This window comes from Streptomyces bullii (assembly GCF_042657145.1).
Lineage (GTDB): Bacteria > Actinomycetota > Actinomycetes > Streptomycetales > Streptomycetaceae > Streptomyces > Streptomyces bullii.
The window spans coordinates 21308-45087 of sequence record NZ_JBHSNY010000022.1; the positions used below are offsets into that span (position 1 = coordinate 21308).

Annotated in this window: 21 protein-coding genes; 8 read left to right on the forward strand and 13 right to left on the reverse strand. The window is 68.7% G+C overall.

The genetic code is table 11. The annotated features are described in order from the left end of the window. Position 1: 1 nt before the first annotated feature. The gene (locus ACFPZJ_RS38095) at positions 2 to 865 is read right to left on the reverse strand and encodes a DUF6083 domain-containing protein (protein ID WP_381031443.1); all 864 of its coding nucleotides are present in this window, start codon (positions 863 to 865) and stop codon (positions 2 to 4) included. A 169-nt stretch (positions 866 to 1034) separates the two neighbouring features. Next, complete coding sequence (locus ACFPZJ_RS38100) at positions 1035 to 1298, reverse strand: helix-turn-helix transcriptional regulator (protein ID WP_381031445.1); 264 nt, start codon at positions 1296 to 1298, stop codon at positions 1035 to 1037. 440 nt (positions 1299 to 1738) lie between these two features. On the opposite strand from ACFPZJ_RS38100, the gene ACFPZJ_RS38105 reads away from it, so the two are divergent. Then, positions 1739 to 2503 carry a hypothetical protein gene (locus ACFPZJ_RS38105; protein WP_381031446.1) on the forward strand — a complete coding sequence of 255 codons (765 nt, stop codon included), beginning with the start codon at positions 1739 to 1741 and terminating at the stop codon, positions 2501 to 2503. Positions 2504 to 2668: 165 nt separating this feature from the next. Next, positions 2669 to 3310, forward strand: coding sequence for a hypothetical protein (locus ACFPZJ_RS38110; protein WP_032769649.1), 642 nt, complete (start codon positions 2669 to 2671; stop codon positions 3308 to 3310). A 19-nt stretch (positions 3311 to 3329) separates the two neighbouring features. Here ACFPZJ_RS38110 and ACFPZJ_RS38115 read toward each other — a convergent pair whose 3' ends face one another. From ACFPZJ_RS38115 to ACFPZJ_RS38125, 3 genes are read right to left on the reverse strand one after another with little or no spacing between them, the layout of a single operon-like run. Then, positions 3330 to 4049 carry a helix-turn-helix domain containing protein gene (locus ACFPZJ_RS38115; protein ID WP_381031448.1) on the reverse strand — a complete coding sequence of 240 codons (720 nt, stop codon included), beginning with the start codon at positions 4047 to 4049 and terminating at the stop codon, positions 3330 to 3332. Next, positions 4049 to 6151, reverse strand: a complete 2103-nt coding sequence (locus ACFPZJ_RS38120; protein ID WP_381031450.1) for a hypothetical protein — start codon at positions 6149 to 6151, stop codon at positions 4049 to 4051. Before ACFPZJ_RS38120 ends, ACFPZJ_RS38115 begins: the two co-directional genes overlap by 1 nt. 25 nt (positions 6152 to 6176) lie before the next feature. Further along, positions 6177 to 6785 carry a DNA-binding protein gene (locus ACFPZJ_RS38125; protein WP_381031452.1) on the reverse strand — a complete coding sequence of 203 codons (609 nt, stop codon included), beginning with the start codon at positions 6783 to 6785 and terminating at the stop codon, positions 6177 to 6179. A gap of 426 nt (positions 6786 to 7211) precedes the next feature. On the opposite strand from ACFPZJ_RS38125, the gene ACFPZJ_RS38130 reads away from it, so the two are divergent. The 3 genes from ACFPZJ_RS38130 to ACFPZJ_RS38140 all read left to right on the forward strand — a co-directional run bounded on the left by ACFPZJ_RS38130 (position 7212) and on the right by ACFPZJ_RS38140 (position 11298). Beyond that, positions 7212 to 9059: a sbcc family protein gene (locus ACFPZJ_RS38130; protein WP_381031453.1), complete on the forward strand. Its 1848-nt coding sequence runs from the start codon at positions 7212 to 7214 to the stop codon at positions 9057 to 9059. A gap of 305 nt (positions 9060 to 9364) precedes the next feature. Next, positions 9365 to 10879 carry a restriction endonuclease gene (locus ACFPZJ_RS38135; RefSeq protein WP_381031455.1) on the forward strand — a complete coding sequence of 505 codons (1515 nt, stop codon included), beginning with the start codon at positions 9365 to 9367 and terminating at the stop codon, positions 10877 to 10879. A 68-nt stretch (positions 10880 to 10947) separates the two neighbouring features. After that, positions 10948 to 11298: a hypothetical protein gene (locus ACFPZJ_RS38140; protein ID WP_381031457.1), complete on the forward strand. Its 351-nt coding sequence runs from the start codon at positions 10948 to 10950 to the stop codon at positions 11296 to 11298. Between the two features lie 37 nt (positions 11299 to 11335). On the opposite strand, the gene ACFPZJ_RS38145 is transcribed toward ACFPZJ_RS38140, so the two are convergent. The 8 genes from ACFPZJ_RS38145 to ACFPZJ_RS38180 form a co-directional block, all read right to left on the reverse strand. After that, positions 11336 to 12181 carry a hypothetical protein gene (locus ACFPZJ_RS38145; protein ID WP_381031459.1) on the reverse strand — a complete coding sequence of 282 codons (846 nt, stop codon included), beginning with the start codon at positions 12179 to 12181 and terminating at the stop codon, positions 11336 to 11338. Positions 12182 to 12313: 132 nt separating this feature from the next. Next, on the reverse strand, positions 12314 to 12655 hold the full coding sequence (locus ACFPZJ_RS38150) for a helix-turn-helix domain-containing protein (RefSeq protein ID WP_381031477.1): 342 nt from the start codon (positions 12653 to 12655) through the stop codon (positions 12314 to 12316). A 72-nt stretch (positions 12656 to 12727) separates the two neighbouring features. Next, positions 12728 to 13891, reverse strand: a complete 1164-nt coding sequence (locus ACFPZJ_RS38155) for a hypothetical protein (protein WP_381031461.1) — start codon at positions 13889 to 13891, stop codon at positions 12728 to 12730. Continuing rightward, the gene (locus tag ACFPZJ_RS38160; RefSeq protein WP_381031462.1) at positions 13888 to 14646 is read right to left on the reverse strand and encodes an AAA family ATPase; all 759 of its coding nucleotides are present in this window, start codon (positions 14644 to 14646) and stop codon (positions 13888 to 13890) included. Before ACFPZJ_RS38160 ends, ACFPZJ_RS38155 begins: the two co-directional genes overlap by 4 nt. Continuing rightward, entirely contained in the window at positions 14643 to 15704 is a 1062-nt protein-coding gene (locus ACFPZJ_RS38165) for an AAA family ATPase (protein WP_381031479.1), read from the reverse strand. The genes ACFPZJ_RS38160 and ACFPZJ_RS38165 overlap by 4 nt, the downstream gene beginning before the upstream one ends. Before the next feature lie 46 nt (positions 15705 to 15750). Then, complete coding sequence (locus ACFPZJ_RS38170) at positions 15751 to 16989, reverse strand: Mu transposase C-terminal domain-containing protein (protein ID WP_381031463.1); 1239 nt, start codon at positions 16987 to 16989, stop codon at positions 15751 to 15753. Beyond that, the gene (locus ACFPZJ_RS38175; RefSeq protein ID WP_381031465.1) at positions 16986 to 17333 is read right to left on the reverse strand and encodes a hypothetical protein; all 348 of its coding nucleotides are present in this window, start codon (positions 17331 to 17333) and stop codon (positions 16986 to 16988) included. Before ACFPZJ_RS38175 ends, ACFPZJ_RS38170 begins: the two co-directional genes overlap by 4 nt. 107 nt (positions 17334 to 17440) lie before the next feature. Next, a complete protein-coding gene (locus tag ACFPZJ_RS38180; protein ID WP_381031467.1) occupies positions 17441 to 17758 on the reverse strand; it encodes a hypothetical protein in 318 nt (105 codons plus the stop codon). A 1587-nt stretch (positions 17759 to 19345) separates the two neighbouring features. On the opposite strand from ACFPZJ_RS38180, the gene ACFPZJ_RS38185 reads away from it, so the two are divergent. The 3 genes from ACFPZJ_RS38185 (at position 19346) to ACFPZJ_RS38195 (ending at position 23348) form a co-directional block, all read left to right on the forward strand. Then, a complete protein-coding gene (locus ACFPZJ_RS38185; protein WP_381031469.1) occupies positions 19346 to 19786 on the forward strand; it encodes a hypothetical protein in 441 nt (146 codons plus the stop codon). Positions 19787 to 20371: 585 nt separating this feature from the next. Further along, entirely contained in the window at positions 20372 to 21070 is a 699-nt protein-coding gene (locus ACFPZJ_RS38190) for a hypothetical protein (RefSeq protein ID WP_381031471.1), read from the forward strand. A 505-nt stretch (positions 21071 to 21575) separates the two neighbouring features. Continuing rightward, positions 21576 to 23348 (forward strand): hypothetical protein, encoded by a 1773-nt coding sequence (locus ACFPZJ_RS38195; protein ID WP_381031473.1) that lies wholly within the window; start codon positions 21576 to 21578, stop codon positions 23346 to 23348. Positions 23349 to 23780: the final 432 nt, after the last annotated feature.

Genomic DNA, 23780 nt, shown 5'->3' on the forward strand with positions numbered 1-23780 from the left:
GTCATCCCCTTCGGTGCGGGCGGGGCGAGGAATGGGGCAGGCGGGTGTGGATGTGTGCCGCGTGCAGGAGGGGGTCGAAGGGTTCCCAGCAGACCAAGGCGAGGTCGGCGGCGCAGGGTGCAGTGGCGTGTGCCGGGCAGCGCTGGGTGCGCCAACGCAGCTGTTCGCCGTAGGAGAGGTGGCCCAGGTCGTAGACGGCCATCAGGGCATCGGGCAGGGCGAGTTGGCCGTGCCGGGCGGTGGTGGGCAGCAGTTTCCACATCCCGGTCGGGCCGGCGGGGGCGAGGACGGGGTGGGGGCAGCGGTGCCGGTGGCGGGTCTGGGCGACGCAGCGCAGGTCCTCGAGCCGCTGCTGGGCGAGGTAGCGGCACAGCAGCAGTTGGACGACGGGGCGGTCGGGTCCGCTGGGTTGGGGGGCGTCGGGCTGCGGGGTGGCGGGTGGGGCGGGGGTGAGGGCCCCGGTGTCGATCAGGCGGCGGGTGTGGACGGCGAGTTGGCGGCGGATCGCCTCGAGGCGGGGGCCTGGCTGGCAGGTGGGGGTGCGGTGGGGGCAGAGCACGGCATGCGGGATGCGGCACCAGGCGCTGTTGTCGCCGTGCGGGTAGGCGATGCCGCCGCTGAGGTGCCAGCGGCAGGATTCGGGGACGTCAGTGACGGTCAGTTCGGCGGGGTGCAGGGCGATGGGCCGCTGGTCGGAACGCGGGTAGAGGTCGATGCGGCTGCCGCAGTGGCGGCAGCGGCCGGTTTGTCCGGCGCGCAGCAGGCGGCTGGGGCTGATGGTGGTCACCCGGAGCGTTCGGGGGCGGCGGAGAGCGCGGGGGCTGCCGTCCCAGTGGCGGCCGTCGGGGGCGGGCGTGGGGCACATGGCCCGGACCGTGCCAGGCGACACGCGAGGATAGGCAACACCGCGGGGCTCATGTCCCTCGACCAGCCTAGCGGCACCGAACAGACGATCTTGCGAGCGTCCTCACGTTCGATGCTTGCTCTCCGATCGGGTGATTCGCGGTAGGACCCGAGGCCGGCGCGCCGGGGCGTCAGGGGCCGTGGGTGCCGGGTGGGATGTGGTCGCCGCAGAGGGTGCCCAGGAGGTGCTCGATGGGCACGTCGAAGGTGTGGGCCAGGGTGTGCCAGGTGGTGACGCTGCCGCTGGTGCGGCCGTGTTCCAGGTCGATGAGGGTGCGCCGGGCCAGGCCGCTGCGGTCGGCGAGTTCGTCGTAGGTCCAGCCGCGCTCGCCCCGCAGGCGCACCAGCGTCATGCGCAGCGCGTTGAGGTCGGGATCGGGCGGCAAGATCGTCACTCCACCATCCGACGGTGCAGACCCCTGCCCTGTCAGTGCAGACCTCTGCACTATTTGTCTGGGTGGTGAGTGCGGCATTCAAGGTGCAGGACTCTGCACTACCGTGCGTCTTCCCGGCCCTGTGATGCGCCGGGGCACCCACCACCTCGGGCACGGACAGACGGGAGGACGACCAGCCCATGAGGCTCGCTGGCGCGCACGCAGCAGTGCGGCGCATCTGGACAGTCGAACTGCATCCGCGAGCGGGCGGCCCCGCTCTCGTCTGCCCCGCCTGCGCCGCTCACACGTCTGCGCTCACGGGGGCCTCCGCACGTTCTGCCGTCCTGGCTCATCTGGCCTGCCATGCCCGCGCCGACGCGCTGCCCACCTATCTGCGCAGTTGCCAGTGCCGGGCCCGGGGCTGCCGGTGGCATCCGCGTCATCGCGGCTGCGCGGGACCGGTGCTGCTGGCCCTCACCCGCGACCGCAGCGGCCGCGCCTGGCGGCTGGCCGACACCTGCGCGGCCTGTGCCGCGGCGACCAGCAACACGGCCGTGGTACCCGACACCCTTTCCGGCTCCCTGCGGCCGCATGCCTCTCCTGGCCCGCCCCCGCCCGCGCGCCGGTCCCACGCCGGGGTCCAGGAGCGGGAGCGGGTGCGGGAAATGCTGACGTACCTCGGCACCGCGCTGCCCCGCTTCACCTCCCCCGCCGCCCGGCTGCTGGCCGTGCAGTGCGCGCTGCGTGCCGACACCCGCGCCCATGTCCGGCTGTCGGCGGGCCTGTTGCGGGGCATGCGCCTGCGCCAGAACCGCGACGTATGGCTGGAGCTGGCCCACGCCGGCTGGCTGGAGCTGCCGGACGTGCGTACGCTGCCGTGGCAGGTGCGGCTCCTCGATGCCACAGTGCTGGACCAGGCGCCCGGCCGTCGTACCCGCTGCCGTGCTGCCGACTGGGCGCTGCGGCCGGTGCCGTTGGTCCTGCCGGCCACGGCGCCCGCACTGCGGCTGACCGCTCTCGTGCTGGCCGCGCACACCGGTGCCCGGCCCGAACACAGCACCGACATGGACATCCTCACCCGCCTGTGCGGGCACTCCCCGCAGCAGACCGGAGAACTGCTCGACCGGCTGGTGACCACGCGCACCCTGAGGGCATGGCATCACAACCGGGAGACCGACGCGGTGTTCTGGCAACTGCCCCAGCCGCAGGCACGCACGCCAACATAGCGTGGCGGAACAACTGGCGCTGTTCGTCCGTACCATCTGTACGCCAAGGCATCGTGCGGCACGTGCGGCGTCCCTGCTGAGCGCCAACACCCGCCCGAGAAGGGGTGTCACTTCATCTGGTGCAGCCCCGCAGCACGCTGGTTCACCGAGGAAAGGTCAGTACCCATGCCCGAGACAACCACTCCCGCCACTGAACTGACATCGCAGTACGCCGCTCAGGTGACCGGTGACCTCGAACGCAACGTCAAGGAGCAGGAACGCATCACGGCGGACATCGCCTCCCTGCAACAGCAGTTGGCTGCCCTGCAGCACGACCACACCGTGCTGGTGAACATGCGACAGGCCCTTGGCATCACCGAAGCCCCGGCCGAGCCTGCGGCCACTTCCGAGAGTGCCACGGTGCCCTCACCCAGGAAGAAGGCCAGTGCCGCGCGCAGCGGGAAGCAGAGGGCGGCCAAGTCCGCCGCCGCGCCGCAAAAGGCAGCCGCCAAGAAGTCCGCGGCCAAGGCGGAGGGTGCCACGACGGCGGCCCAGCCCACCCTGGTCGAGCTCATCCGCCGCCACCTCGCCGAGTCGAAGGAACCGCGCTCCGCCGCGGAGATCTCCACAGCCCTGGGCCAGGCCCATCCGGAGCGCCAGATCACGACCAAGGTCGTGCGGGTCACGCTCGAGGGACTCGTGGCCAAGAGCCAGGCCGAGCGCAGCAAGCAGGGCAGGTCCGTCTTCTACACCGCCCCCGCACCGGAGCCGGCGGGTGGGCCGGAGGCCGAGGCACAGTTCGACGAGGCTGCCAGCCAGCAAGACTGAGGGCGCTGTCCGACGCCTGTCAGCGGGGGCGCCAGGTGCGGATTTCGAGGTGGATGATCTGAGCGTCGGGGCGGATGCGGCCGGTCTCCACCAGCCACTGGTGCACAGCCGCGGTGACGTCGCCGCCCGCGGCGTCCACGCGGCGGGCGAAGTCGGCGGCGTCGAAGCCGCCGGTCTGGGCGGAGCCGTAGGAGCGTTCCTCACTGTGGTCGGCGCGCTGGATGACGTCGCGGCGGATGCCGGGTGAGTCGGTACGGCTGCCAGAAGGGTGCAGGTAGCCGGTCTTAGCGAGGCGCACGGTGAAGGCCAGGCGCAGGCCCCGGCGGGCGGCTTCGGCGATCAAGGGGCGCAGGCGGGCGGAGCCGGAGGCGATGGCCTGGGCGCCGACGCGGCCGGTGCCGGAGCCGGTGGGGGTGATCAGGACGGCCTTGGTGCGCACCCGAGCCCGGGCGCCGGAGGCGGTGGTACGCCGCTGAGTGTGGCGGGCGGCGATGGCGGCGAGTTCGGGCAGGTCGGTGATGCCGCCGGTCTCGACGGCGGCGAGAACCTGCCGGAGGGCGGGGATGAAGGCCGCTCCCTTGTTCTTGGTGTAGAACTGCGAGACCAGGGAGGGGTCGCGGTCGATGATGCGGGCGATGTCGCGTTTGGTGTAGCCGACCACTCGGAGCCGGTCGGCGAGATGTGCTGCTTCGTTCAACTCGGGCTGGGGTTGAGGCTGGCGGCGGGGGCGGCGCGGCATCAGGCCTCCCGCTCAGCAGTGAGGGCCGCGCGTCCGGCCTCCCGCAGCGTAAGGAGTTCTTCTTCGCTTGTGGGGGCGGTGACGGGGCCGGTGAGGCGGCCACGCAGGAGATAGTCGCCGGGCTGATGGTGATACGGCCAGTCGTGGGGCTGAGTGAGGTAGAGGGCGTCGGTGCGGAAGGCGACGACCGTGCCGGGCGGGGTGTGCAGGGCACCGGCGTACGTGTCGTCGTCCCGGTGGCGCTGGGTGAGCAGGGCGGCGCGTGCTGCGGACCAGATGGCGGCGGCCCATTCGGGGTGGGCGTTGGGGTCGCGGGCGAATCCGGTGGGCTTTTGCCAGGTGATCAGTTCGTCGTCGAAGCCGATGATTTCGGCGTCCGGGGGCACGTCGCGCTCCAGGGTGCGGGGGGTGGTGCCGGTGACCATGCGAGGGCGCTGGGCGAAGGAGCCGATGCCGTACAGGAGGATGGAACGCACGGCGCGGGAGGCCAGGTGGGCGGCGCGGGCCTGCTGGGGATCGCCCTGGAAGTGGGCCTGGGCGGAGAGATTGGTCCAGGTCTCTTTCAGCTTCTTGGCCCAGTCGTCCAGCGGTTTGCCGTCCTCCCACAGGATGCCATCGAGGATCTCGACCTTCCACGGCTGGATCGGGTTGGTCAGGGCGGTGTGGATCTCGGGGCCACCGGCCCAGGTGGTGAAGGTGGTCCCGGGCGTGGCCGGATAGTGCCATGCGCGGTCTCCGGGGGCGGGTGCCGGCAGGAGGCCGACATGGTTCCAGGTGTCGGGGACGGTGACGCGGACCTGCCAGTGCCCGCACCCGTACAGGGCCCGCATCTGTTCCTTCTCGCTCCAGGCGGCGAAGGTGGTGGCGGTGATGCGGCGGGGCGCGCCGACGGGGGATTTCCACGTGTGCTTGGCGTAGGCGAAGGTGCGGTCGTACTCGACGAGTTGGGGCAGCTGCTCGGGAACGCGGGGCGGGGTGAGCAGCTCGTTGCGGCCCTGCCCAGCTGTGGCGTGGAGCAGGCCGCGCAGTTCTTCCGACAGGACGGGGAAGCCGTCGGCGTGCTGGCCGCGGGTGGGGATGGTGCGCGTCCACAGGTCGCGGCCAGTCTGGGAGGGGGAGCCCATGATCACCGCGTCGTCCCAGTGGCGGCGCAGCGCCTGCCACAGCAGCACGAAAGCATCGCGAACGGTGTGAGGGTCGTCGCCGTCGGTGTCGAACCACTCCCCCACAGAGCGGATCTCCACGTGGTGGTCGCCACTTGCGGACTGGTAGCGGCCGACGGGGTTGCGGGCGTGGACGAAGTGTCCGGCCATGCGGTCGCGGCCGCGGCCGGTGTCGGTGCGCCAGCCGGCGATGGGGGCGTTCAGCCAGGCGGCGACCGCGTCGCGGAGGTAGGGGTAGCGGTCGGCGTCCCGGTGCCAGGGGTCGCCTGCGGTGATGTAGATGCGTTCCACGTCCTCGGGGACAGTGTGGAAGACGGCGGTGAGGATGTCGGCGGCCGACCGGCCGGCGAGGTCGAGATGGTGGGTCTGGCTGCGGTGGACCAGGACCCCTGTGGTGGCGTCCAGGAAGACCGTGGAGCGGGCCTGCTGGGTGAAGTTCGGCCTGGTGGAGACCAGACCGGTGGTGTGAGTGAACCAGGCGTCACCGCTGGAACCGGCCGGGATCGACGGCAGCTCCCGCCGCGCCTCCGAGGGTGCTGCGGGCGGCTCCGAGGACACGGTGTGCGCCTCGGGGGCAGCAGTGCCTGCGGAAGCGGGGGTTGTTGTGGGACCGGGAGCGGCCTGTGTCTGCGTCGGCAGGGACGCCACGGCCGCGGAAGGAGCCTTCACAGGGGACGGCTTCGGTGCCGGCGACTGCGGGGCCTGCTGTACGGCGAGACTGTCGGGGGCCAGGCTGGGGGCGAGGGCGACGACATCGGCCACACCCAGGCCGGCCGCCGGGGCGATCCGCTCCGCCTTCGCCTTTTCGTAGGAGGCCAGCTGGACGATCTGCTTGTCCCGGTCCGCTTCCAGCTTCGCGAGCGCGGCCCGCGTCTTCTTGATCTGGTCCCGCACGCCGCGTAGATCGGCCAGCGCTGCGTTGTAGCTCTGTGCGTCCATCGGGGCTTCCTTGTCCGAAGCGGCTTCAGCCAGTAGTAGCGGTGTTCGTGGTGACGTAGGCGATGGCCCCGCCCGAGTGGGAGGCAAGCCGCGTGCCCAGCAGCAACTCGGCAAGCCTGCGGTCGCCGTCGAGATCGGAGGTGATCACTGTCGTCGGAGCGGCAAGATCGGTCACGTAGCCCGCGAGGCGGGCTTCGGGAAAGGCGTGTTTGCCGGCGAAGTTCTTCTCCCACCGTTGAAGGCCGGTCAGCACGGCCACGACGTAGCCCGACAGGGTGACCGGCAGCACTCCTCCGGCCGCGACACTCGCCGCGTCGCACCGCCACCAGCCGCGCAGCGCCTTCACGAGGTGGTCGGGGCTGAGCGTGGCGGCGAAGCCGATCCAGTCCCGGTCGTCGTCGTGCGCGGGCTGGGCGGCGTCAACGCGCAGGACAGCGATCTCTGGGGCGTCAAGCTGGTGCACGGGAGCGTGGCGGCGCGCGCTGAGAGCTTGCACGACGCTGAGGGGGGTCATGACCCGGACTCCACGCTGGGAAAGCCCGGGGAGCAGGTCGGCATGGATGAGGCGCCGGAATGTCGTGACGGCGAAGCCGAGTTCCTCTGCTGCTTGTCCGGTTGTTAGCAACATGCCCATCCTCCACCCCCATCACATGCGAACTCTGTTATCTGATTGCGCATGCACTTTAGCGATCGATCCGAAAGGGCGTCAAAGATGGCGGGCCGTGCTGGGTCGACTGCTCTGAGGCAGGGGGACGTCACGCCTGTGCGGGCAGCTCCGTCGCATGGTGATCGCGGAGCCGGGGGTCTGCGGGTGACAGCAGGTGAGGGCTGCCCGGCCGGGGCTGGCAGCAACTGCACCGTGGCCTGCGGGGCGGTGCCCGCTACCGGCTGCATCGTTGGGGATTTGCCCTACTGGCGGTCCGGGGTCTGCTCTGACGTAGTGCGGCGGGCTGCCGGGCACTGGCTGGTCGCTGGTGGAAAGCAGCAGGGTGCGTGCGTCACCCAGTCGGCAGGCGTTCGTTTCCTCTACCGACGTATACGTGTGGCCAAAGGAGCGCCGGTGGGCCCGTCGTTGGTGATCGAACGGTTTGAGTTCCAGCGCGGCGGGGTCTGGTATGCCCGCTACTTCAAGGGGCTGGTGACCTTCCTGGTCGGGCATTCGAAAGCGGGGAAGTCGACCGCTGTGGAGGCTCTGCTGTATCCGCTGGGGCTGACGACGGCGACGGTCATGCCGGAGGTGCGCAGCTGTCAGTATCTGCGCCTGGTGTTCCGCGTCGCCGGGGTGCGCTGGCAGGCAACGCGCAGCGGATCGGATCCGCGGGCGCGGGTGTCACTGAAAAATCTCGACGATCCCCGCGCGATCGAGCGTTCGCTTGCGGTCACGTCGTCGAAAGCCACGGAGATGACGGCGGGCGCGTTCGTGCAGGACCTGCTCGGCTTGTCGGCCGCGGTCCGCGGCACGTCACGTGCTGGGCTGGATGAGTTCTACACCACTGTGATGGCGTTGCGGCAGAACACCATCGCCTCGGAGTTCCTCGGCGGGGGCAAGGACGCATCGCGCGTGCTTGCGCTGGAAGTGGTGCTCGGGCTGTGGAACGAGGAGCTCGCGGGTCTGGAGAAGAACGCGTCCGAGACTGAAAGCCGTTTTCGGGCTGCCCAATCTGCGCTGAGGCAGTTCAAGAAGCTCCGTGACACCGGCGCTCTGGCCGATCCGGACAGTGTGCGCGCCGAGTGTGAGCAAAAGCAGCGTGAGCACCAGGCTGCCGCCGGTCGCTGGCAGAAGGCAGCCGGTGCGCTGACCGCGGCGGTGGGGGAACACGGGCGCTTGGTTGCCCTGCACAAGGCGGCGGACCAGCAGCGCAGGAAGGCTGCGCGGCAGGCCGAGGTGGTCCAGGGCAAGCTGAGCCGGGTCATGGCGGATCAGGCCCGGACGGAGGGCGAGCTCGGCGCGCTGCTCAACCCGGCGGCGCAGGACTGCTCCCACTGCGGGCAGGTGTTGCCCGAGCGGGCGCCCGGCCTGTGTCCGCAGTGCGGCCTGGTCCACCCCGGCGGCCAGGACCGGCGTGAACGGCAGATCGCCACCGCGCGGGCGCGATCGGAGCGGCTGGCTTCGAAGGTTAAGGCGCTACAGGAGGATATGACGACCGTGGCGCAGGCAGCGCAGGAGGCGGAAACGGCCGCAGCGGATGCGCTTGCCGCGCGTGATGCCTACGACCGGGACCATGTCGCTTCGGCCCGCACGCTTGCTCAGTCGACGGAGAAGGACGCCCATGGTCTGAGCCGGGACGTGGCCCAGCTCAAGCGGCGTCTTCAGGACGCCGACTACATCAGCGCCCAGGAGACGGCCGTCGCGGCGGCGAAGGAAGCAATGGAGCAGGCGCAGGCCGCCCGCGACGCCGTGAAGAGCGCCCAGGAGGTACGCCGAAAGGAGGTTACCGGTCGCTGGTCGCAGTTCTTCCTGGAGCGGCTGCGTCAGATCAACCCGGCTGTCGAGGCCGCCTCCATCGATCCGTTGGACTTCACCACACGGGCCAAGGAGCACGGCGATGTCGACAAGACGTTCGCCGACAGCTCGGTTGGAGGCAGCCCGAGGGCTGCCACGAACGTCGCGCTGCTACTGGCCCTGCGTGACCTCGGCCGCGTGGATCCCCTGGTCCGGGTCCCTCCTCTGCTGATCATCGACTCGCCTCTGGCCGGCCTGGGCGCGACAGGTCTCGACCAGGACACTAGTCTGCGTCTGATCGACACGCTGATCTCCATCGCCGATGACCCCTCGGCCGACGGTTACGCCTGTCAGGTCATCGCCGCAACCAACGACCCGCTCCCCCGTCCCTACCCTGGTGTGCGGGAGATCCACATCAACGACGAGCACCGGTTCTTCGATCACGCCCCCGTCCACGCTGGCTGAGCGAAGCAGGCCAGGAGCACCGAGGGGCCGGCCGGTCCCCTCGGTCCCGGCGGCCGCTGCGCCAGCTCGAGCGGCAGCGTCTGGCCGCCGAGTTGCTGGCGCTGCCCGGCGGGCACCGGTGTTGCAAGCCATGGATCAGCGACGACGCCTGGAACACCCCCTCCACGCTGCCGCGGGCGGTCCAAGCGGTGCGTGTGAAAAGCCGTCATCCTCCGAGCGAGTCAGGCCATGGGCGGACGCTGGAGATTGCCCTGCCCGCGAACGGGGCAGCTCTTTTCCTTTCACCTGTGGTCGGGGGGCGGCGAATGGCGCGTAGAAAGTCGTTGGCGGCGCAGTTGTTGCAGGCGTACCGGGACAGCCAGAAGGCCAAGGCCGCAGCGGCCAGGCGGGCTGAGGCGGAGCAGGCGCGTCAGGCGCGGGCCGCGGAGCGCGAGGCCGCCGAGCGGGCAAAGCAGGAAGCACGTCGAGAACGCGAGCAGGCGCAGGCGTGGATGCGCGCACAGAAGGAGAAGCAGGCACAGCGGACTGCCGAGTCGCGTAAGGCCGAGCAGATCGTGCGGGATCTTGAGAAGCGTCAGGCTGCGCGGGCGAAGGAACTCGAGCAGAAGCGTCGCGCGGAGGCCCGCGAGAAGGCTGCGGCGGAGCGGCGTGCGAAGAAGGAGAGCCTTGAGAATTTACGCCGGGAGGCTGCAGGGCGGACGGCCCAGGTCGAAGAACGGCTCGAGGAGCTGACTGCTGTCCTGATTGACCGCCCCGGTGGGCTGCCCGGGCTGCGCCTGGAGGTGGAGCAGGCGCTCGGTGAAGGAGACTTCGAAGGGTTCGCGGTCGCAGTGGAGAGGGCGCTGGGCTCCATCAGGTATCCGGAAGGCCTTGGTGGCGCTCGGCGGGCGGCGTTCGCTCCTGAGTCCCGGGAGCTGATTTTGGAGATCGAGTTCCCTGTCCAGGCGGTGGTTCCCTCGGTCACGCAGTATCGGTTCAAAGCCTCTGCTCCCCCGGCTGTGGTCCCGCAGCCACGCAAGGAGAGTGAGTGCAAGGCGTTGTACAGGGATCTGGTGGCCAGACTCGCGCTGCGGGCGATCGACGAGGCCTTCGCTGTGACGCCGCCGTCGCTCGTGGACGGAGTTGCGTTCAACGGGAAGGTGCACGCCAAGGACCGTGCCACCGGCAAGTCGATCGAGCCGTGTCTGATCAGTGTGCGGGTCAGCCGGGAGACATTCGGTGAACTCGTGCTGGACGAGCCGGAACTCGCCCCGGTGCAGAGCCTGCACCATCTCAACGCGATCGTCTCCCAGCACCCTTACGACCTTGAACCGGTTCCGCCCGTTGTCACGTTCGACCTGACCCGGTACAAGATCGCCCCGGAGCGGGACGTCGTCGCCAGCCTCGACAGCCGGCCCGACCTCGTCACGATGGACCCGATCGATTTCGAGCATCTCATCCGGCGCCTGTTCGAGAAGATCGGGCTCAAGTCGTGGGTGACCCAGGCGTCCAGGGACGACGGCATCGACGCTGTCGCGGTCAACGAGGAACCCCTCATCGGCGGGCTGTGCATCATCCAGGCCAAACGCTCGAAGAACGTGGTCTCCGCCGAGACGGTGCGGTCGGTCGCGGGCATCGTGAACGACAAGAACGCTTCGAAGGGCATCGTGGTCACCACCGCGTGGTTCGGCAAGGCGAGCTGGGACTTTGCTCCCCGTAACCGCGTCGAACTCATCGACGGCCGGCATCTCAAAGCCCTGCTGCTGGAGCATCTCGGCATCGACGCCCTGATCGGCCTGCCCAAGCTCCCGCCGGGCTGGCAGACACGCGACCTGAACTGACGCCACCCTCGTGTCCTTTCGTGCCGGTGTGCGGTTGGAGACAGCGGTTCGACACGAGAGGAACAAGCATGTCGTACGGATATGGCGGCGGGCCGGACTGGCCGATGATCCAGGCTAGGCGCCGAGCCGAGGAAGCGGCGCGCTCGGCTGCCGGCCAGGCTGTGGCCCACCAGGCGTCGGCTGACCGGTGGAAGGCTGCGTTCGAGGCTTTGGCTGGCCAGGTTCAGGCAGCGGTGGGCCGCAGTGGCGCCGAGCACCGTGACGGCGGCAGGTGTGGCTGCCCGTCATGCTGGGAGGCGCTCATCACCCGGCTGGCCACTGAGGCGCAGGGACACCGAAGCTCAGCCGCAAGCGCCGGTTCCTTCGCGTTCTCGATCGATGATCTGTTCAGCGGGACCGGCACGCAGCGGCATCCCTGAACTCACCGGGCCCGTCAGCGCTCGGGATGCCGAGTTTTCAGGCGCGAGGAGCGGGTGTGATGTGCAGGGCGTGAAGAGGCTGCCGGGCAGTTGCGGGCAGGACCTCGAACCACGCCTGACCGTCGTCCAGATAGCACTGCGCCTTGCTCCAGTAGCGCCAGCCCAGGTCGACGAAGCAGTCGATCATGTGATCGCTCGCGCCCGGCGTCATGTACTGGCCGTGCACCTCGGCGCGGCCCAGTTCGAGGCCGGTGTTCTCCAGGTGAGCCAGCGCTGCGGCGGCTGCGCGGCGCAGAGGGCTGTTCGAGGTCCACCGGTCGTCCATGTGCTCCAGCGCTGCGGCAGAGCGCGGCTGGGCGTCGCTCAGAGCAAACGCGGCGACGGTGGCCGTGCCTTCGGTGCTCCAGCGGTGCAGGTCGATACGGACCGGACGCGGGAGCTGATCGGCGATCGCCTCGTAGGTCGGCAGGACATGATCGCGCGGCGCACGGCCGGCGGCCGCATCGGGGGTGATCGCGGCCAGCCGCTGCCGGGCGATAGTGATCGACTCGCCCTGCTGCCATAGCAGGAGCAGTTCGATCCCTTCCTTCTCCAGGGCTTGGCGTTCCTGGAACTGGAAGCTGACGCCGCGGCGGTTGCCGCGCAGAGCCTGTCGCATCGGTGCGTAGCCGTCGCGGCCGCTGAAGAGCGCGCTGAGAGAGTGCTGGGTCCAGCGCTCGTCGGTGGTGTGCTGGATCACGACGTCGATGTCGCCGACTTCCAGGGCGCCGCGGATGTAGGAGCCGAAGAGGTGTACTTCGGTGATGAGGTCCAGTGGCCAGATGTTCTGCTCAAGACGGTCGAGCATCTCGTGGAGGGTTGCGGTCGCCCGCTCACGCTTCATGGGCAGCTCCTGATCTTCACAAAGCAGTCCGCGCCGGACAAGCGGGAACTCTAGCGGCCGGCACTGACAACGCCCCGTTTTCTCCAGTGAGTACGCGAAAGGTCCGTGGTGCCTCCTGGCCGGGGGCTCGTTTCAGCGGGGCGCGGGACTGCGCGGGTTCAGGAAGGGCTGGGCTGCAGGCTCTTGCCGGCGTTGGGGTTCACCCGGGCTGCAGGGGGGGTGGCACGGGCTCAGGAGGGGCAGGGTTTCTTGCGCGGTGTCGGTTGCTTCAGCAGGTGCGGTGGGGTGGGGCTCTGCGATGGCTTGGGCGTAGTAGGTGCCGAGGGTGTGGGCCCGGGCGAGGAAGTAGGCGGAGGCGGCGCGCAGGGGAGCTTCTGGTTCGGTGAGACCTTCTTCCCATGCGTGAAGTGCGGTGGTGTCAACGCCGATGGCCCGGGCGAGTCGGGTCGGTGTGAGGCCGAGGCTGTTGCGCAGCCAGCTGCGTTCGGGGTGGGGGCAGCGGGGTTTGCTCGGCCAGGAGCACCTCGATGGCTCGGTAGCTGCTCGTCATGGGTTCCTTCTGCGTGTGCTGGGACGTTCGGGGGCGGGGTTTGCGGCGAGGAGGCGGCAGGTCTCCGTGGCGTGGGCGATCTCCTTTTCTTCCCCGCACGTGAGCCGGAAGGGCTTGTTGGCGTCCGTGAGATGGGCGGGCAGTCCTGGGCGGGTGTAGTTCTCGAGCTCGGTGTGGACGTGGGCGGCTTCGAGAAGGAGTTCGGCCCATCTGGGGAGATCGGCGGGAAGGTCGGCCTGTGGGCGTTGCGGTGTGGGGCGTGTGAGGTGGGCCAGCTGGTCAATGCCGTAGCCGGTCAGTGCGCGGGCGGCGACGGCTGCAGCGTGGACGGGGTGGGCGATGCGGGTGTGGATGCGCTGAGCCACGGCCTCGTGGTGAGGGCTGGGGGCAGCAAGGTCGGTGAGCGCCGGTAGCGCGACGGGGGGCGGCACCGTGGCGCGGCCGGGCAGCAGGTTGACGGTGCCGCGGGAGGTGGGGGTGGTGGTGGCGGGTCTTCTGCCGGGTCGCCGGGAGCGTGGGGGCAGCGCGTACCAGGGTTCGTCGTCTGGGGCGGGGAAGGGGGCGGCGTGGTGCAAGCCAGGGTAGTTGGAGGCGTGTGAGCGGGACTGCGCGCCGGTGTTGAGGTGCTGGCGGGCGGCTTTGAGGGAGTCGATCTCATGGTGGCGGACGGCGCTGAGGATGATGGCCAGTGCGGCCGGTGGTGGGCCACTGATGACAAGGGTCAAGCGGGTGCGGGTGCGTTCGCGCAGGGCCATGAGGTACTCGAGGTGGCGTTCGGTGATGCGGTGGGCACGGCAGATGACGTAGTGGTCGATGTGGAGGGCCTGGGTCCATGCGAGCGTCACGCGCCAGGAGGATTCGGCGTTGAGGGTCCACCAGGGCGCTTCACGGTGCGGGGGTGGAAGGTGTTTGCCCAGGGCTCTGATGAGGTCGTGGGCGAGGTAGGCGGGTGCGGTGGCCAGGGGTGTGGGGTGGACGGCGACGCGTCCGGTCGCGGGGTGGTGGGAGGCGAGTGCGGTGATGGTGTAGTCGGGCAGGTCGTGGGGGTCGTTGATCAAGGTGATGGGCGGCAGGCTGGAGTCGGTGTGGTCCGGCGACCAACTGGGGGTCCACCTGGTGACGGTGGCGGCCGTTGCGGCGGACGTGGGCGTTGAGGTCATGCGGAGGGGGCCAGAGTCGGGTGCAGGCGGCGCAGGAGGGCGGTCGGGTCGGGCGACTGGTCGGGGCGGCGGCGCAGGTGCGCCTGGAGCTGGTGGGTCAGGGCGGCCCAGCGGCGGAGGTTGCCGTGGGCCCACATGTCGTCCAGGCGGGCGAGGGTGTTGTGGTGGGTGTTCTGCCACAGCGGGTGGAAGCGGGGCAGCACGGTGAAGACTTCGTCCGCGGCGAGGGGTTCCATGTGGTGCCAGGTAGTGACCCTGCTGAGCAGGGCGGGCTGTGAGCGCAGGGCTTTGAGACGGGGCCTGCTGGCGAGCAGCAGGATGGTGACCTGTGGGACGGGGTCGTCGTGGAGATAGCGCAGGTATTCGATGCAGGAGGCGGAGAGCTGGTGGGCTTCGTCGACGGCGAGGAGTCGGGGCGGCTGTGCCAGTGCGTGGCGTAGGTAGTCGTCGCAGATGCCGGCGTCCTGGGGTGGGTCGCCGGGCAGGTCGAGGGCATGGTGCAGGCTGTGGCGCAGGTCGTCGGGGCGTGCTTGGGGGCGCGGGAGCAGCCGTAGTGCGGACAGGGTGGGGCGCTGCTGGCACAGGGTGTGCAGGGTGAAGGTCTTGCCGACGCCGGGGTCCGCGGTCAGGCACATCATGGTCTGCTCGCGCAGTGCGTTGTCGAGGGCGTGACCTGCGGCCCGCACGGCCTGGGTAGTGACGGTGCGGGCGTCGGGCAGGCTGAGGTAGTGGGGCGCGTGCTCGGTGGGGGTCATCCGGCGTCCTGCTGGGGGCGGCGGGAGCGGCGTCGGTGGGGCAGGGCGCGGCGGATAGCCCAGCGAGCGATGGATTCGTCGACCTGTTCCAGGCCGCGGCGCTTCATGCCTTCCAGGACGTGGTAGGTGATCTTGGACCAGACGCGGAAGGTGCCGCCGGCGCCTTCTTCGTAGACGTAGTCGATGAGTTCGGGTGAGGCGCTGGCCCAGACGGGATGGAACAGGGGGATGTTGCGCTGGACTTCGTCGGCTTCCATGGGGGCGAATTCCTGCCAGATGTAGATGCGGGACGCGAGGGCGGGTTCGCTGTAGAGGGTTTTGTAGGCTTCTTCGCCGCCGACAAAGAGGACGGCGGGACGGTTCTTGCCCTTGCCGGTGTCCCACAGGTGGCGGACGAACTCGAAGCATTCGCGGCTGAACTGCTGGGCTTCGTCGCAGACCAGGACGTAGGGCTTGCGGGCCAGGGTCCGCTTCAGCAGCCGGTCGAACTCGCTGGGGTGGGACGGCGGTTCGCCTTCGAGGCGCAGTTCGGTGAACAGTTCCTGGCGGATGTCGCGGGGGGTGGGGCGGGAGCGGAACTGCAGGAGCAGGACGCGTTCGGCGGAGATTTCTTTCAGGGCGGCCAGGACGGAGAAGGTTTTGCCGAGGCCGGCGTCACCGTAGATGCAGGACATGGCCCGGGCTTCGATGGTGTCGGCGATGTTCTCGCTGGCCTCGAGGAGGGCTTCGGTGGCGACGATGCGGGCGTCGGCGAGGTTGAGGTAGAAGTCGGGTTCGCCGACGACCTCGTCCTGGTCGGGGCGGGGCGTCGTCTGGGTGGTGTCGGTGTCGGTCACGTCGGTGTCCTTCGAGCTCGTCCGGGCGGTGTGGGTGTGGTCGGGTGCAAGGTGGGGCGGCCGGGCGTGGGCGGTGCCCAAGGGCTGGCCGGTGGCAGCGTCGTAGACGTCGACGCTGTCCGGGTCGCGAGGGTGGATGCGGACGGTGCGCTGGGCGTAGCCGGTCATCCAGGCGGCCGTGTAGGGGCGGCCTCGCCAGCGCACCTCCTGGCCGCGGATGATGCGGGTGGAGCGGCCGCGTGGCGGGTCGGGGCGGTGAGCGCGGTGGTCACGTGTCTTCCTCGGAGGGGGCGGATGGGCCGGGGACGGCCCAGCGGCCGGGTGGGGTGATCCGGCGGGGCATGTAGTCGGTGGGCAGGTCGTCGTCGGCCCGGCTGGAACGCCAGGTGCGCAGTTCCTCGGCGGCCTCTTTGCGGGTCATCGCAGTGTCCGCCTGGGCCGGTCCGGCGCTGGTGTGGGCTTTGAAGCGCCGGCGGCGCAGCGTCTCGGCGCGGCGCAGGTCGCGGCGCACGCGGCGGACACGCTCGGTGCGGGCCTGATAGACCTGCTCGATCTGCTCGTCGCTGGCCTGGTCGGCCAGGTAGGCGGTGCCCAGGTGCCGGCGGTTGTCGGCATCGAAGATTTCGATCTGGTCGAGGTGGTGGGGCTGGAAGCGGACGTGGACGCGGGTGCCGGAGCGGCCGGTCATCCAGCCGGCCATGTAGTCGCGTCCCTTGAAGCGGATGCCATGGCCGTTGATGACGCGGGTGGAGCGGTCGCCTTCCAGGAGGAAGGCGTGCAGGTCTTCGGCGCTGACCTCGCGCAGCGGGCTGGGGTCGCTGTTCCACCACTGCAACGGGGTGAGGTCGCCGTAGCCAGCCATCGGGTGTTCGGCGTTGCGGGTCTTAACCCACTGCGCGAGGAGCTCGACGAAGCCTTCGAAGGTCAGGGCTGGGTCCTTCTCCCCCGAGCGGCGGCGCGAATCGAGTTTCTGGGCGTGGGTGTAGCGGGGCAGGGTGGAGAAGAACATGCTGGTGGCAGCGCGGTTGAGGTTTTCGATGCTGCCTTTGAGGTGGGGGGTGTATGGGGGCAGGACGTCGACCTGGACGGCGAAGGCGCCGAGTGCGTTCTGGACGGCGCAGGAGAGAAAGTCCTTGCCGCGGTCGATGCGGATCCGGGTGGGCAGGCCGCCTGCCGGGCCGTAGCCCTCGCCATGGAGGATGCAGGATCTGAGGGCGGCCAGGATGGACCCGCGGTGCGGGAAGTGCGGGGTGACGGCCCAGCCCATGATCATGCCGGTGTGGCAGTCGCAGAACCAGGTCACCCATGGTTTGACCAGCCGTCCGTCGGCCCAGACCCAGACGGGGGCCTGCTTGTGGTCGCCTTCCCATTCCTCGTTGCGGGCGGTGGGCGGGCGGCGCAGGTGCGGGTCGTGGCCGCGGGAGGCAGGGATGCCACTCTTGAAGCCGGCCCGGTCACCGGGTGTCAGGTCGCGTTTGACGGCGCGGTGCAGTGTGGACAGGCTCACCGGGGTGGCGCCGGCCTTCTCGGCGTCCTGGACGAGTTCTCTGTGGACGGCTTGACGTTGCCTCGGTGGTAGGCGAGCAGCGTGCGGATGTCGTCGGTGATCTCGAAGCGGCCCCGGCCGCGTCGCAGGGGTTCACCGAGCCGGGCGCGGGCCAGGTTGCGCCACACGGTCCGGACGTGGACGCCGAGAGTGTGGGCGGACAGTTCGACGTGGGCGGTGGTCAGCTCCCCGCGCTGCGACAACTCCAGCAGGGCACGTACGGCCGGGCACATGAGTTCGCGGCGTGCTCGCTGCCGTCGGGCCAGGTCATCGTCGGTGAGGACCTCGAGGTCCGGGCACTCCATGGAGGCGTTCCTTCGGTGCAGGTCGATCAACGGTTCGGGGTCCCGTGCCGTGGTGGGCGACGGGGTCAGGCCCAGAAGCCGAGGTGGGTGACGTGCTCATACATGCGTCAGTCGGAATCGAAGTCGGTGATCACGTCGCGCCACCGATACGTCAGCGCGTGCAGGTCGCTGCGCGACCAGGCCGTGACGATGGGGTCCCAGCGGTAGATGTTCTTGTGACGCCAGCGGGCGGTGCGCCGGTGCTTGTCGTCGACTTCGCTCTGGTCGACGGGGTAGATCTCCACCCGGGTCCCACCCCCGGCGTTGAGCCGGCGGGTCATGCTGGGTGCCATGTTGCGGCGGCGCAGCAGACGGAAGGCGTTCTCCAGGCGCTGCTGCTGCTCGGGCCGTGGGCAGCGTTCCTCGGCGAGCCAGGCAGTGATCATCCGCCGGTCCATGCGGATGCCGCAGTCCTGCATGTAGGTTAACCGGTGCGGGAGCGGGTGAGGTAGAGCAGGTTACGTCTGAGCCGTTCTGACGGCGTCATGTAGGGGTCGGTGACCTGCGCGATCTCATCAAGTGTGGTGCTGAGGGCTACGGCCCCGGGTACGCCCTGGGCGCCTAACCGTCCGAATCCCATTAGAGTCTTCTCCGAGGGCTCACGTGATCACGGGGTGATGCGCTGCGGGCTGTGACGGGGCACCATCTCGTTTGGAGAAGCACCACATCGCTGTGCTCTGCGCGCGGTCGGCCCTCCAACGTCGCTGCTGTACGGGTGAGTTGGGTGGCCTGAGCCGGGTGGGCTCCGTTGCACGGCACCCTAGGAGAGCGGGTGTCCGACGGAACTAGTTCAGGTCGATACCGGGATGGCGGTACATTTCGGGCGCTTCGCCCGCCTCCGGTCGTCGGCTTGCCAGGTGTCGAACCGAGCGACGCCGAGGCGTCGTTTGGTGATCTGGTTAGCTGGCGCGGCCCGGGAAGTAGCGTAGATGTTCAGCCATCACAAAACCGTTCCGTCGATGCCGAGGGAACAAACACGCAGGCCGCCGCTTATCCCGCAGGAGCCGCTTTCGGCCACGAAGAACCAACAGGCCACACCCCCCACCCTTGCCTACTCTTGAGTACTAATCGCAGCACTCCCCGGTTTAGGCATGTGCACCTCAGAAATGGGGTGAGAGCCGATGCAGGACAACGGGAACACTAGCGTTCGGGTCTGACAATGAATTGCCGATGTCCCCCAGTAACTCGCGGCGGGAGAGGAAGAATTGGCTTGATCCTTTTGCTTTAGATGCCGCCCAGCGTCCAGCTTTCTAGTTCCTGCTGGTCAGGGAAGCAGGCGTGCGAACTATGGAAGCCTGGCATGGCTTGATGAGTTTTCTGGCGGAGATCGCAGGAAGGTTTCGGCGAGGAGGCGTTGTCATAGCCGTCCTCCAAGATGCCCGCATGAGCCTCACCTCCCACCTCAAAGACCCCCGCTCCCCCATCTCGCGCTTTCTGGCAGAACAACTTCCTGACACCAGGGCAGTCCTGACCGACCACCGCAAGCGCTTGGCCCGTTTCGCCGCCCCACTACACCCGCAGGTAGGAGCCGGGCTCAAGCCCGAGTACCGGATGCTCGGCCACACCATCGATCACCGCCTGCGCATCTCCCTGGGAGCGCCGACTGGCTCCCCCATCAAGGAAGGCGTCGTCCGGGCCGTCATCGACGACAACGGCTGGCCCAGCCGGGAGGTGATCCGTGCCGTACAGAAGGCAGGCGACACCATGCTCGAAGAGCTGGCCGGCTACGAGAGCGACGCAGGACAGCCCTTGAGTCTTGCGCCAGCACAGGAGGAGAGGCTCATCCGGCTATGCCACGTCGCCTCCAGCTTCGAGGCAATCTTCCGCCACTGCGGCTGGCTGCGCGGGAACACTCTCGGCCTCTGCACCGCCAACGCGACCCTGGAAGACCTGGTCGATGCTGTGCCGGACTACGTCGTCGACGACATCCGCCAGCAGATGCAACTCGCCGCACACCCGGCCCCTTCGAGGACATGCGGCTCCTGCCTGCCAGTGCCCGAATCTGCGGTCCAGTCTTCGACGGCAGCCTGCAGGTCGGCGGAGCAGACGCCGACTTCATCCTCGATGGCGCACTCATCGACTGCAAGGCCACCATCCGCCCGGAACGCATCAGCCACGCAGAGATCTACCAGCTGGCCGGATACCTGCTGCTCGACTACAGCGACACGCATTCCATCTCCACCGTTGCGCTCTACCTCTCCCGCCAGGGTGCGCTCATCGACTGGAGCGTCGAGGAGTTTTTAGGCCTGCTCGGCGCACGGCATGAGCTGCCGGCCCTGCGGGATGCGTGCTGTCACGCTCTGAACGAAGGCGCGCGGGGCAAGCCGCTGCCGGCCGAAGACCCGGAACGCCAGGTACCCCGGCCGCGCTCCGCACCGGCCGGCCAACAGTCGCTGTTCGACCTGCTGGACTGACCAAGTTGCCGGTGTGCCGCGGGGCCGTGTCGCGGCACACCGAGCACTCAGGTGGAGCAACAGGCAGTCCGCTGATGCGCTGCGGACTCCTTGCGCTCATCCATGACCGTGGCAAGGTTCGCCCGTCGCCCGTCGGACGGCGGTGGGGACAGGCCCACGCCGGCTCTTCGTAGAAATCCCCGACAAAGTGCCACTTCGGCCGGCATCTAGCGCCACGCTCCGGAAGGCGCCGCGATCGCGCCCTGAACGGTTTGAAGGAACGCTTGAGTCTGCCGCTCAACAGGACCAGACCCCAGCTTCCTCAAAGCCTCCTCGCTCCCATGTGCCGAAATGTCCCAGAGGAGGACTTCGCGCGCAGAGGCCAGGAGATGATCGAGCGGAACGCTCCAGGTGAATGCTTCTGACCTGGCTGCCGTAGCCGCGTACCCTCCCAGTTCTCGACGCGTTGATCAAAGCGAGGAGGGGGTGAAGAGGCGCAGCCCCTGCATCCCGAGCGGCCCGACTGCCCTGTCCAAGGTCATACCAGCCTGTCCATCCACAACGCTAACCTGCCTACTGCGTAAGGAGACCGGGGAGCATCGGGCAGTGGTGAAGCATGACGAATTCGAAGTCTGGTATACAGCGGAAGACTTTCCGGACACTTTCTACCAGACCGGACGGATGGTCTTCACCGCCGATGCTCTGGCGCACGCCTTGTTCGTCACCGGCAGGGCACCGCAGGACCAGGCGGCCTACGGCTGGACCTCCGTCTACGAGTGGCTTCACCGCGTCGCGCTGATCCCGGCCTATGTTCGCCGTGCCCCCACAGGCCGCCTTGCTCGGTCGGACCTCGCGCGCTCGCTGGACCGGTCGGAGAAGGTGGCACTTTCTTATGCCCTGGGACAGGCCATGACCGGTGTGTTCAGCCGACAAGTGGTCTCTGTCCGCTTCCTGATGCATGTGGACCGGTACGCCGCCCGCTACGGCATCCGCTTCGCTCCCGGAACCGGACGACGTGCCGACCTCTTCGGCGAGAGACAGTCAGGCGGTTGGGTCGTCGCCGAAGCCAAGGGCCGCTCCGGGAACATCGATGATGAACTCAAGGACACGATGCGGGCGCAGAAGCGGACGGTCAGGTCTGTCGGCGGGACCCGCCCCGCCCTGGCATTCGGGTGCGCTGCCCATTTTCCGCAGTACAAAGGCGTCCCGGACCACCTCAAGCTGCACGCGGTGGATCCGGTAGAGGAAGAGCCGGAGGCCGTCGACCTTCCGGCAGACCCAGACCGATTCATCCTGGCCTACTAGGAGCCCTTCCTGGCCGCGCTGGATGCCGGCAAAGAGGAACCGGTCCTCGACGGGTATGCACTCGCATCCTTCGGCCCCTTCAACGTCAACGTCGGGGTCCTGGCTCCGCTGGTCCGGCGGGTCCGGCAAGGTCGTCTGGACAACCTCTATCAAGACGTCATCGGCATTCTCGATACTCATCTTCCCGCTTCCGGCCCCAACCGGTTCAGCGACGGAACAATGATCATGAGCAAGTGGCAGCGAGCCCTCGACCAGGACGACTGGAGCACCGAACCGACCGAGACCTATCCGGACTGGTGGACGGGCCCGGACCGCTAGTACTCCGTCGTAGGCCGTGAAGGCATGCGTCGGTTCGTGGTTTGTCGGTGGTAGTGGTTGGCCTCCCTCCAAGTCCTCTTTCCGGCGTGAGGGACGCGGCCGAGTCCTGATCCTGCTGCTGGAGCAGTGCGGGGAGATGCCGCTCGCCTTCACAATAGACGCACAAGTCGAGTCGGGGAGGCGGCGGATGAGCGAGCAGTTGATTGAGGACGGGCACGACCAACGTCCAGACGGCCGAGAGCCGGATGCGGCAACCATTCACCTGCGGGCTACCACTCGGACTCTGCGGGAACACTTGGATGCGCTGCCGACGGTGTTCCACTTCGATGGGCCCGGCGATCAGTTCCTCGCCGAATCGGCGTTGCCCTTTGCCCGGTGGCGGTACGCGTGCGCGGATTCCCTCCTCGGTTCGGGCATGGGAGGAACGGTGGTGGGTGCTCTGGCCCGAAGCCTGTTCGACGACGGCCTACGCTGGCAGTGGATCGGGCAGGCGCCGGCCGAGCGACGGTCAGCATTGCTTGGCACCATGCTGGAGGAACGCAATCGAATCTTTGGCTACTTGGAGGAGCACGAGGCCAGCTGTCCGAATCTTGCCCGGTGGTTCGTGCCGTTGAGTGACGTTACCGACCTCACGGGAGGCTCGCTGTCATGGCTTTCGGCGCCGTCCCTGCCGGATGAGCAGGAACTGTTGGATTTGTTCCTGGCCTCCTCCCCAGCTGCGGCTCCATCGGCGGTATCGGGCGGCCGCCCCGAAGATTTTCTGGCTGCTGCACGCGGCATGCTGGCCCTATCCGGCCTGCGTGGGGCGGTGACCATTCTGGGGCACGCCGGTCATGGCAACTTGCTGGGTCTGCAAAGTAGCGTGGCTGCCGACGGTGTCCCGGGCCATGACCTGCGTGCCGATCATGAGGCGCTGTTCATGCATGTTGCGGCTGTCGGTGTCACCGTGACGCTGCTGGGTGTGTGTGCGGCGGTGCCTGAGTGCTGGCCTGAGGAAGTCGACCAGGCCGAATACCTGACCACGACGATGCGGCTGACCCAGGAGGTCGTCTCCGCGGCAAGCGCGGTACACGGTCTGGGAGATCCCAAGCCCGCGCCGACAGCGTCGACCAAGGTCCGCACCCGGGGGCGACAGCCGCAGCTTCGCCCGGAGGTTATCGTGCCGCCTGGCAGTCTGCTCCCGGACATCGCCGACGCCGGCCCGGTCATCGCCGCGGTGAAGGAATACGACGCCTTCCTCAACAGCTGGTACATCAGCCCCTGGGCTCACGGCAACCCCAAGCTGGCCGGTGTGCTCGCCTATGCCGGTGCCCATTCCACGTTCGCCACGGTCATGGCCACCTACGACCAACACGCCGCCGTCACCACCGTGTTCGCGGCACGCATGCTCTTGGAAGAGGCGGCCCGCTTCACCTGGCTGGCACAGGAGCAGGCGGACGACGATGCCTATGTTCAGCGTTCCACCCGCTACTTCGACGAGTTCCGGGCCCGGAGGAAGAAGACCGTCGATCTGTTCGCCAGCAACGGTGTGTCCCTCGCTGCCGCCATGCGGCTGCTGCAGCTGCCTGACAACGTGATCGAGGGTCCGCAGGACATTTCCAAGGGGCGCCAGCCCTTGCCGCCGATCGACGATCTGCTCCTGGCCATGGGCGCGCCCTTCCCGGAGCCTGGCTGGCTTCCGGTGGCGTACTCGCTGCTGAGCCAGGTCACCCACAGCACCCCTACCGGCCTGATGCACATGGCTCGCTATGTCGACGGCACGCTGAGGGCTCATGACATCTCCCCCGAGATGCTGGCCCTGGCCCTCGATGTGGCCTGCCTGGGAAGCGCCCGGCTCCTGGCTCTGTCCTCCCTGCTGCTGGACCGCGGCAGCGAGGCGGCGAAGCACTACGCACTCGGCCTTGAGGCACGAGCCCTGGCCGTGCACGACAAGGCGCGCATGGTGCACTGGCTCGACTGACCTTTCATGCCGCATGGTCAAGTTCGTGGACCGGCACGCGCTGCCTGTCCATCAGCTCTGGCCGGCCACGAAACCGGAAAACGGGCGGTAGAGAGGGTGACGGCCAAGGTAATGCACGGCGTAGATGCTGTCGGCCTTGGTCGCGGGGCCCCGGGCCGGATTCCAGCGTCCGCTGGATGGAGCGTTCAAAGCTCTGCCCCCGAGCGGATTGTCTGGTAGCCCGCTCACTGGCCTACCGTCGCCACGGCTGAAGGTGGCGACGAAGCCAGGTCAGTGTTCAGCACAGCCGACCTGACCAAGCACTACTAGTGCTCGATTCCGCTTTCGGTGGGTATAGCTGTTGGTAGCGGGGTGGTTGCGGGTGCTCGGGGGCGGGTGCTGGACGATGGTGTTACGGGCACGGCCGGGCCGTGACGAGGGCGAGCAAGCGGT

Coding starts and splice junctions, on each gene's coding strand:
- ACFPZJ_RS38110 (WP_032769649.1), top strand. CDS start 2,669: ATGCCCGAGACAACCACTCCCGCCACTGAACTGACATCGCAGTACGCC.
- ACFPZJ_RS38175 (WP_381031465.1), bottom strand. CDS start 17,333: ATGGAGTGCCCGGACCTCGAGGTCCTCACCGACGATGACCTGGCCCGA.
- ACFPZJ_RS38155 (WP_381031461.1), bottom strand. CDS start 13,891: ATGACCTCAACGCCCACGTCCGCCGCAACGGCCGCCACCGTCACCAGG.
- ACFPZJ_RS38145 (WP_381031459.1), bottom strand. CDS start 12,181: ATGAAGCGTGAGCGGGCGACCGCAACCCTCCACGAGATGCTCGACCGT.
- ACFPZJ_RS38125 (WP_381031452.1), bottom strand. CDS start 6,785: ATGGGCATGTTGCTAACAACCGGACAAGCAGCAGAGGAACTCGGCTTC.
- ACFPZJ_RS38180 (WP_381031467.1), bottom strand. CDS start 17,758: ATGATCACTGCCTGGCTCGCCGAGGAACGCTGCCCACGGCCCGAGCAG.
- ACFPZJ_RS38120 (WP_381031450.1), bottom strand. CDS start 6,151: ATGGACGCACAGAGCTACAACGCAGCGCTGGCCGATCTACGCGGCGTG.
- ACFPZJ_RS38160 (WP_381031462.1), bottom strand. CDS start 14,646: ATGACCCCCACCGAGCACGCGCCCCACTACCTCAGCCTGCCCGACGCC.
- ACFPZJ_RS38140 (WP_381031457.1), top strand. CDS start 10,948: ATGTCGTACGGATATGGCGGCGGGCCGGACTGGCCGATGATCCAGGCT.
- ACFPZJ_RS38185 (WP_381031469.1), top strand. CDS start 19,346: ATGCGGCTCCTGCCTGCCAGTGCCCGAATCTGCGGTCCAGTCTTCGAC.
- ACFPZJ_RS38195 (WP_381031473.1), top strand. CDS start 21,576: ATGAGCGAGCAGTTGATTGAGGACGGGCACGACCAACGTCCAGACGGC.
- ACFPZJ_RS38115 (WP_381031448.1), bottom strand. CDS start 4,049: ATGCCGCGCCGCCCCCGCCGCCAGCCTCAACCCCAGCCCGAGTTGAAC.
- ACFPZJ_RS38095 (WP_381031443.1), bottom strand. CDS start 865: ATGTGCCCCACGCCCGCCCCCGACGGCCGCCACTGGGACGGCAGCCCC.
- ACFPZJ_RS38135 (WP_381031455.1), top strand. CDS start 9,365: ATGGCGCGTAGAAAGTCGTTGGCGGCGCAGTTGTTGCAGGCGTACCGG.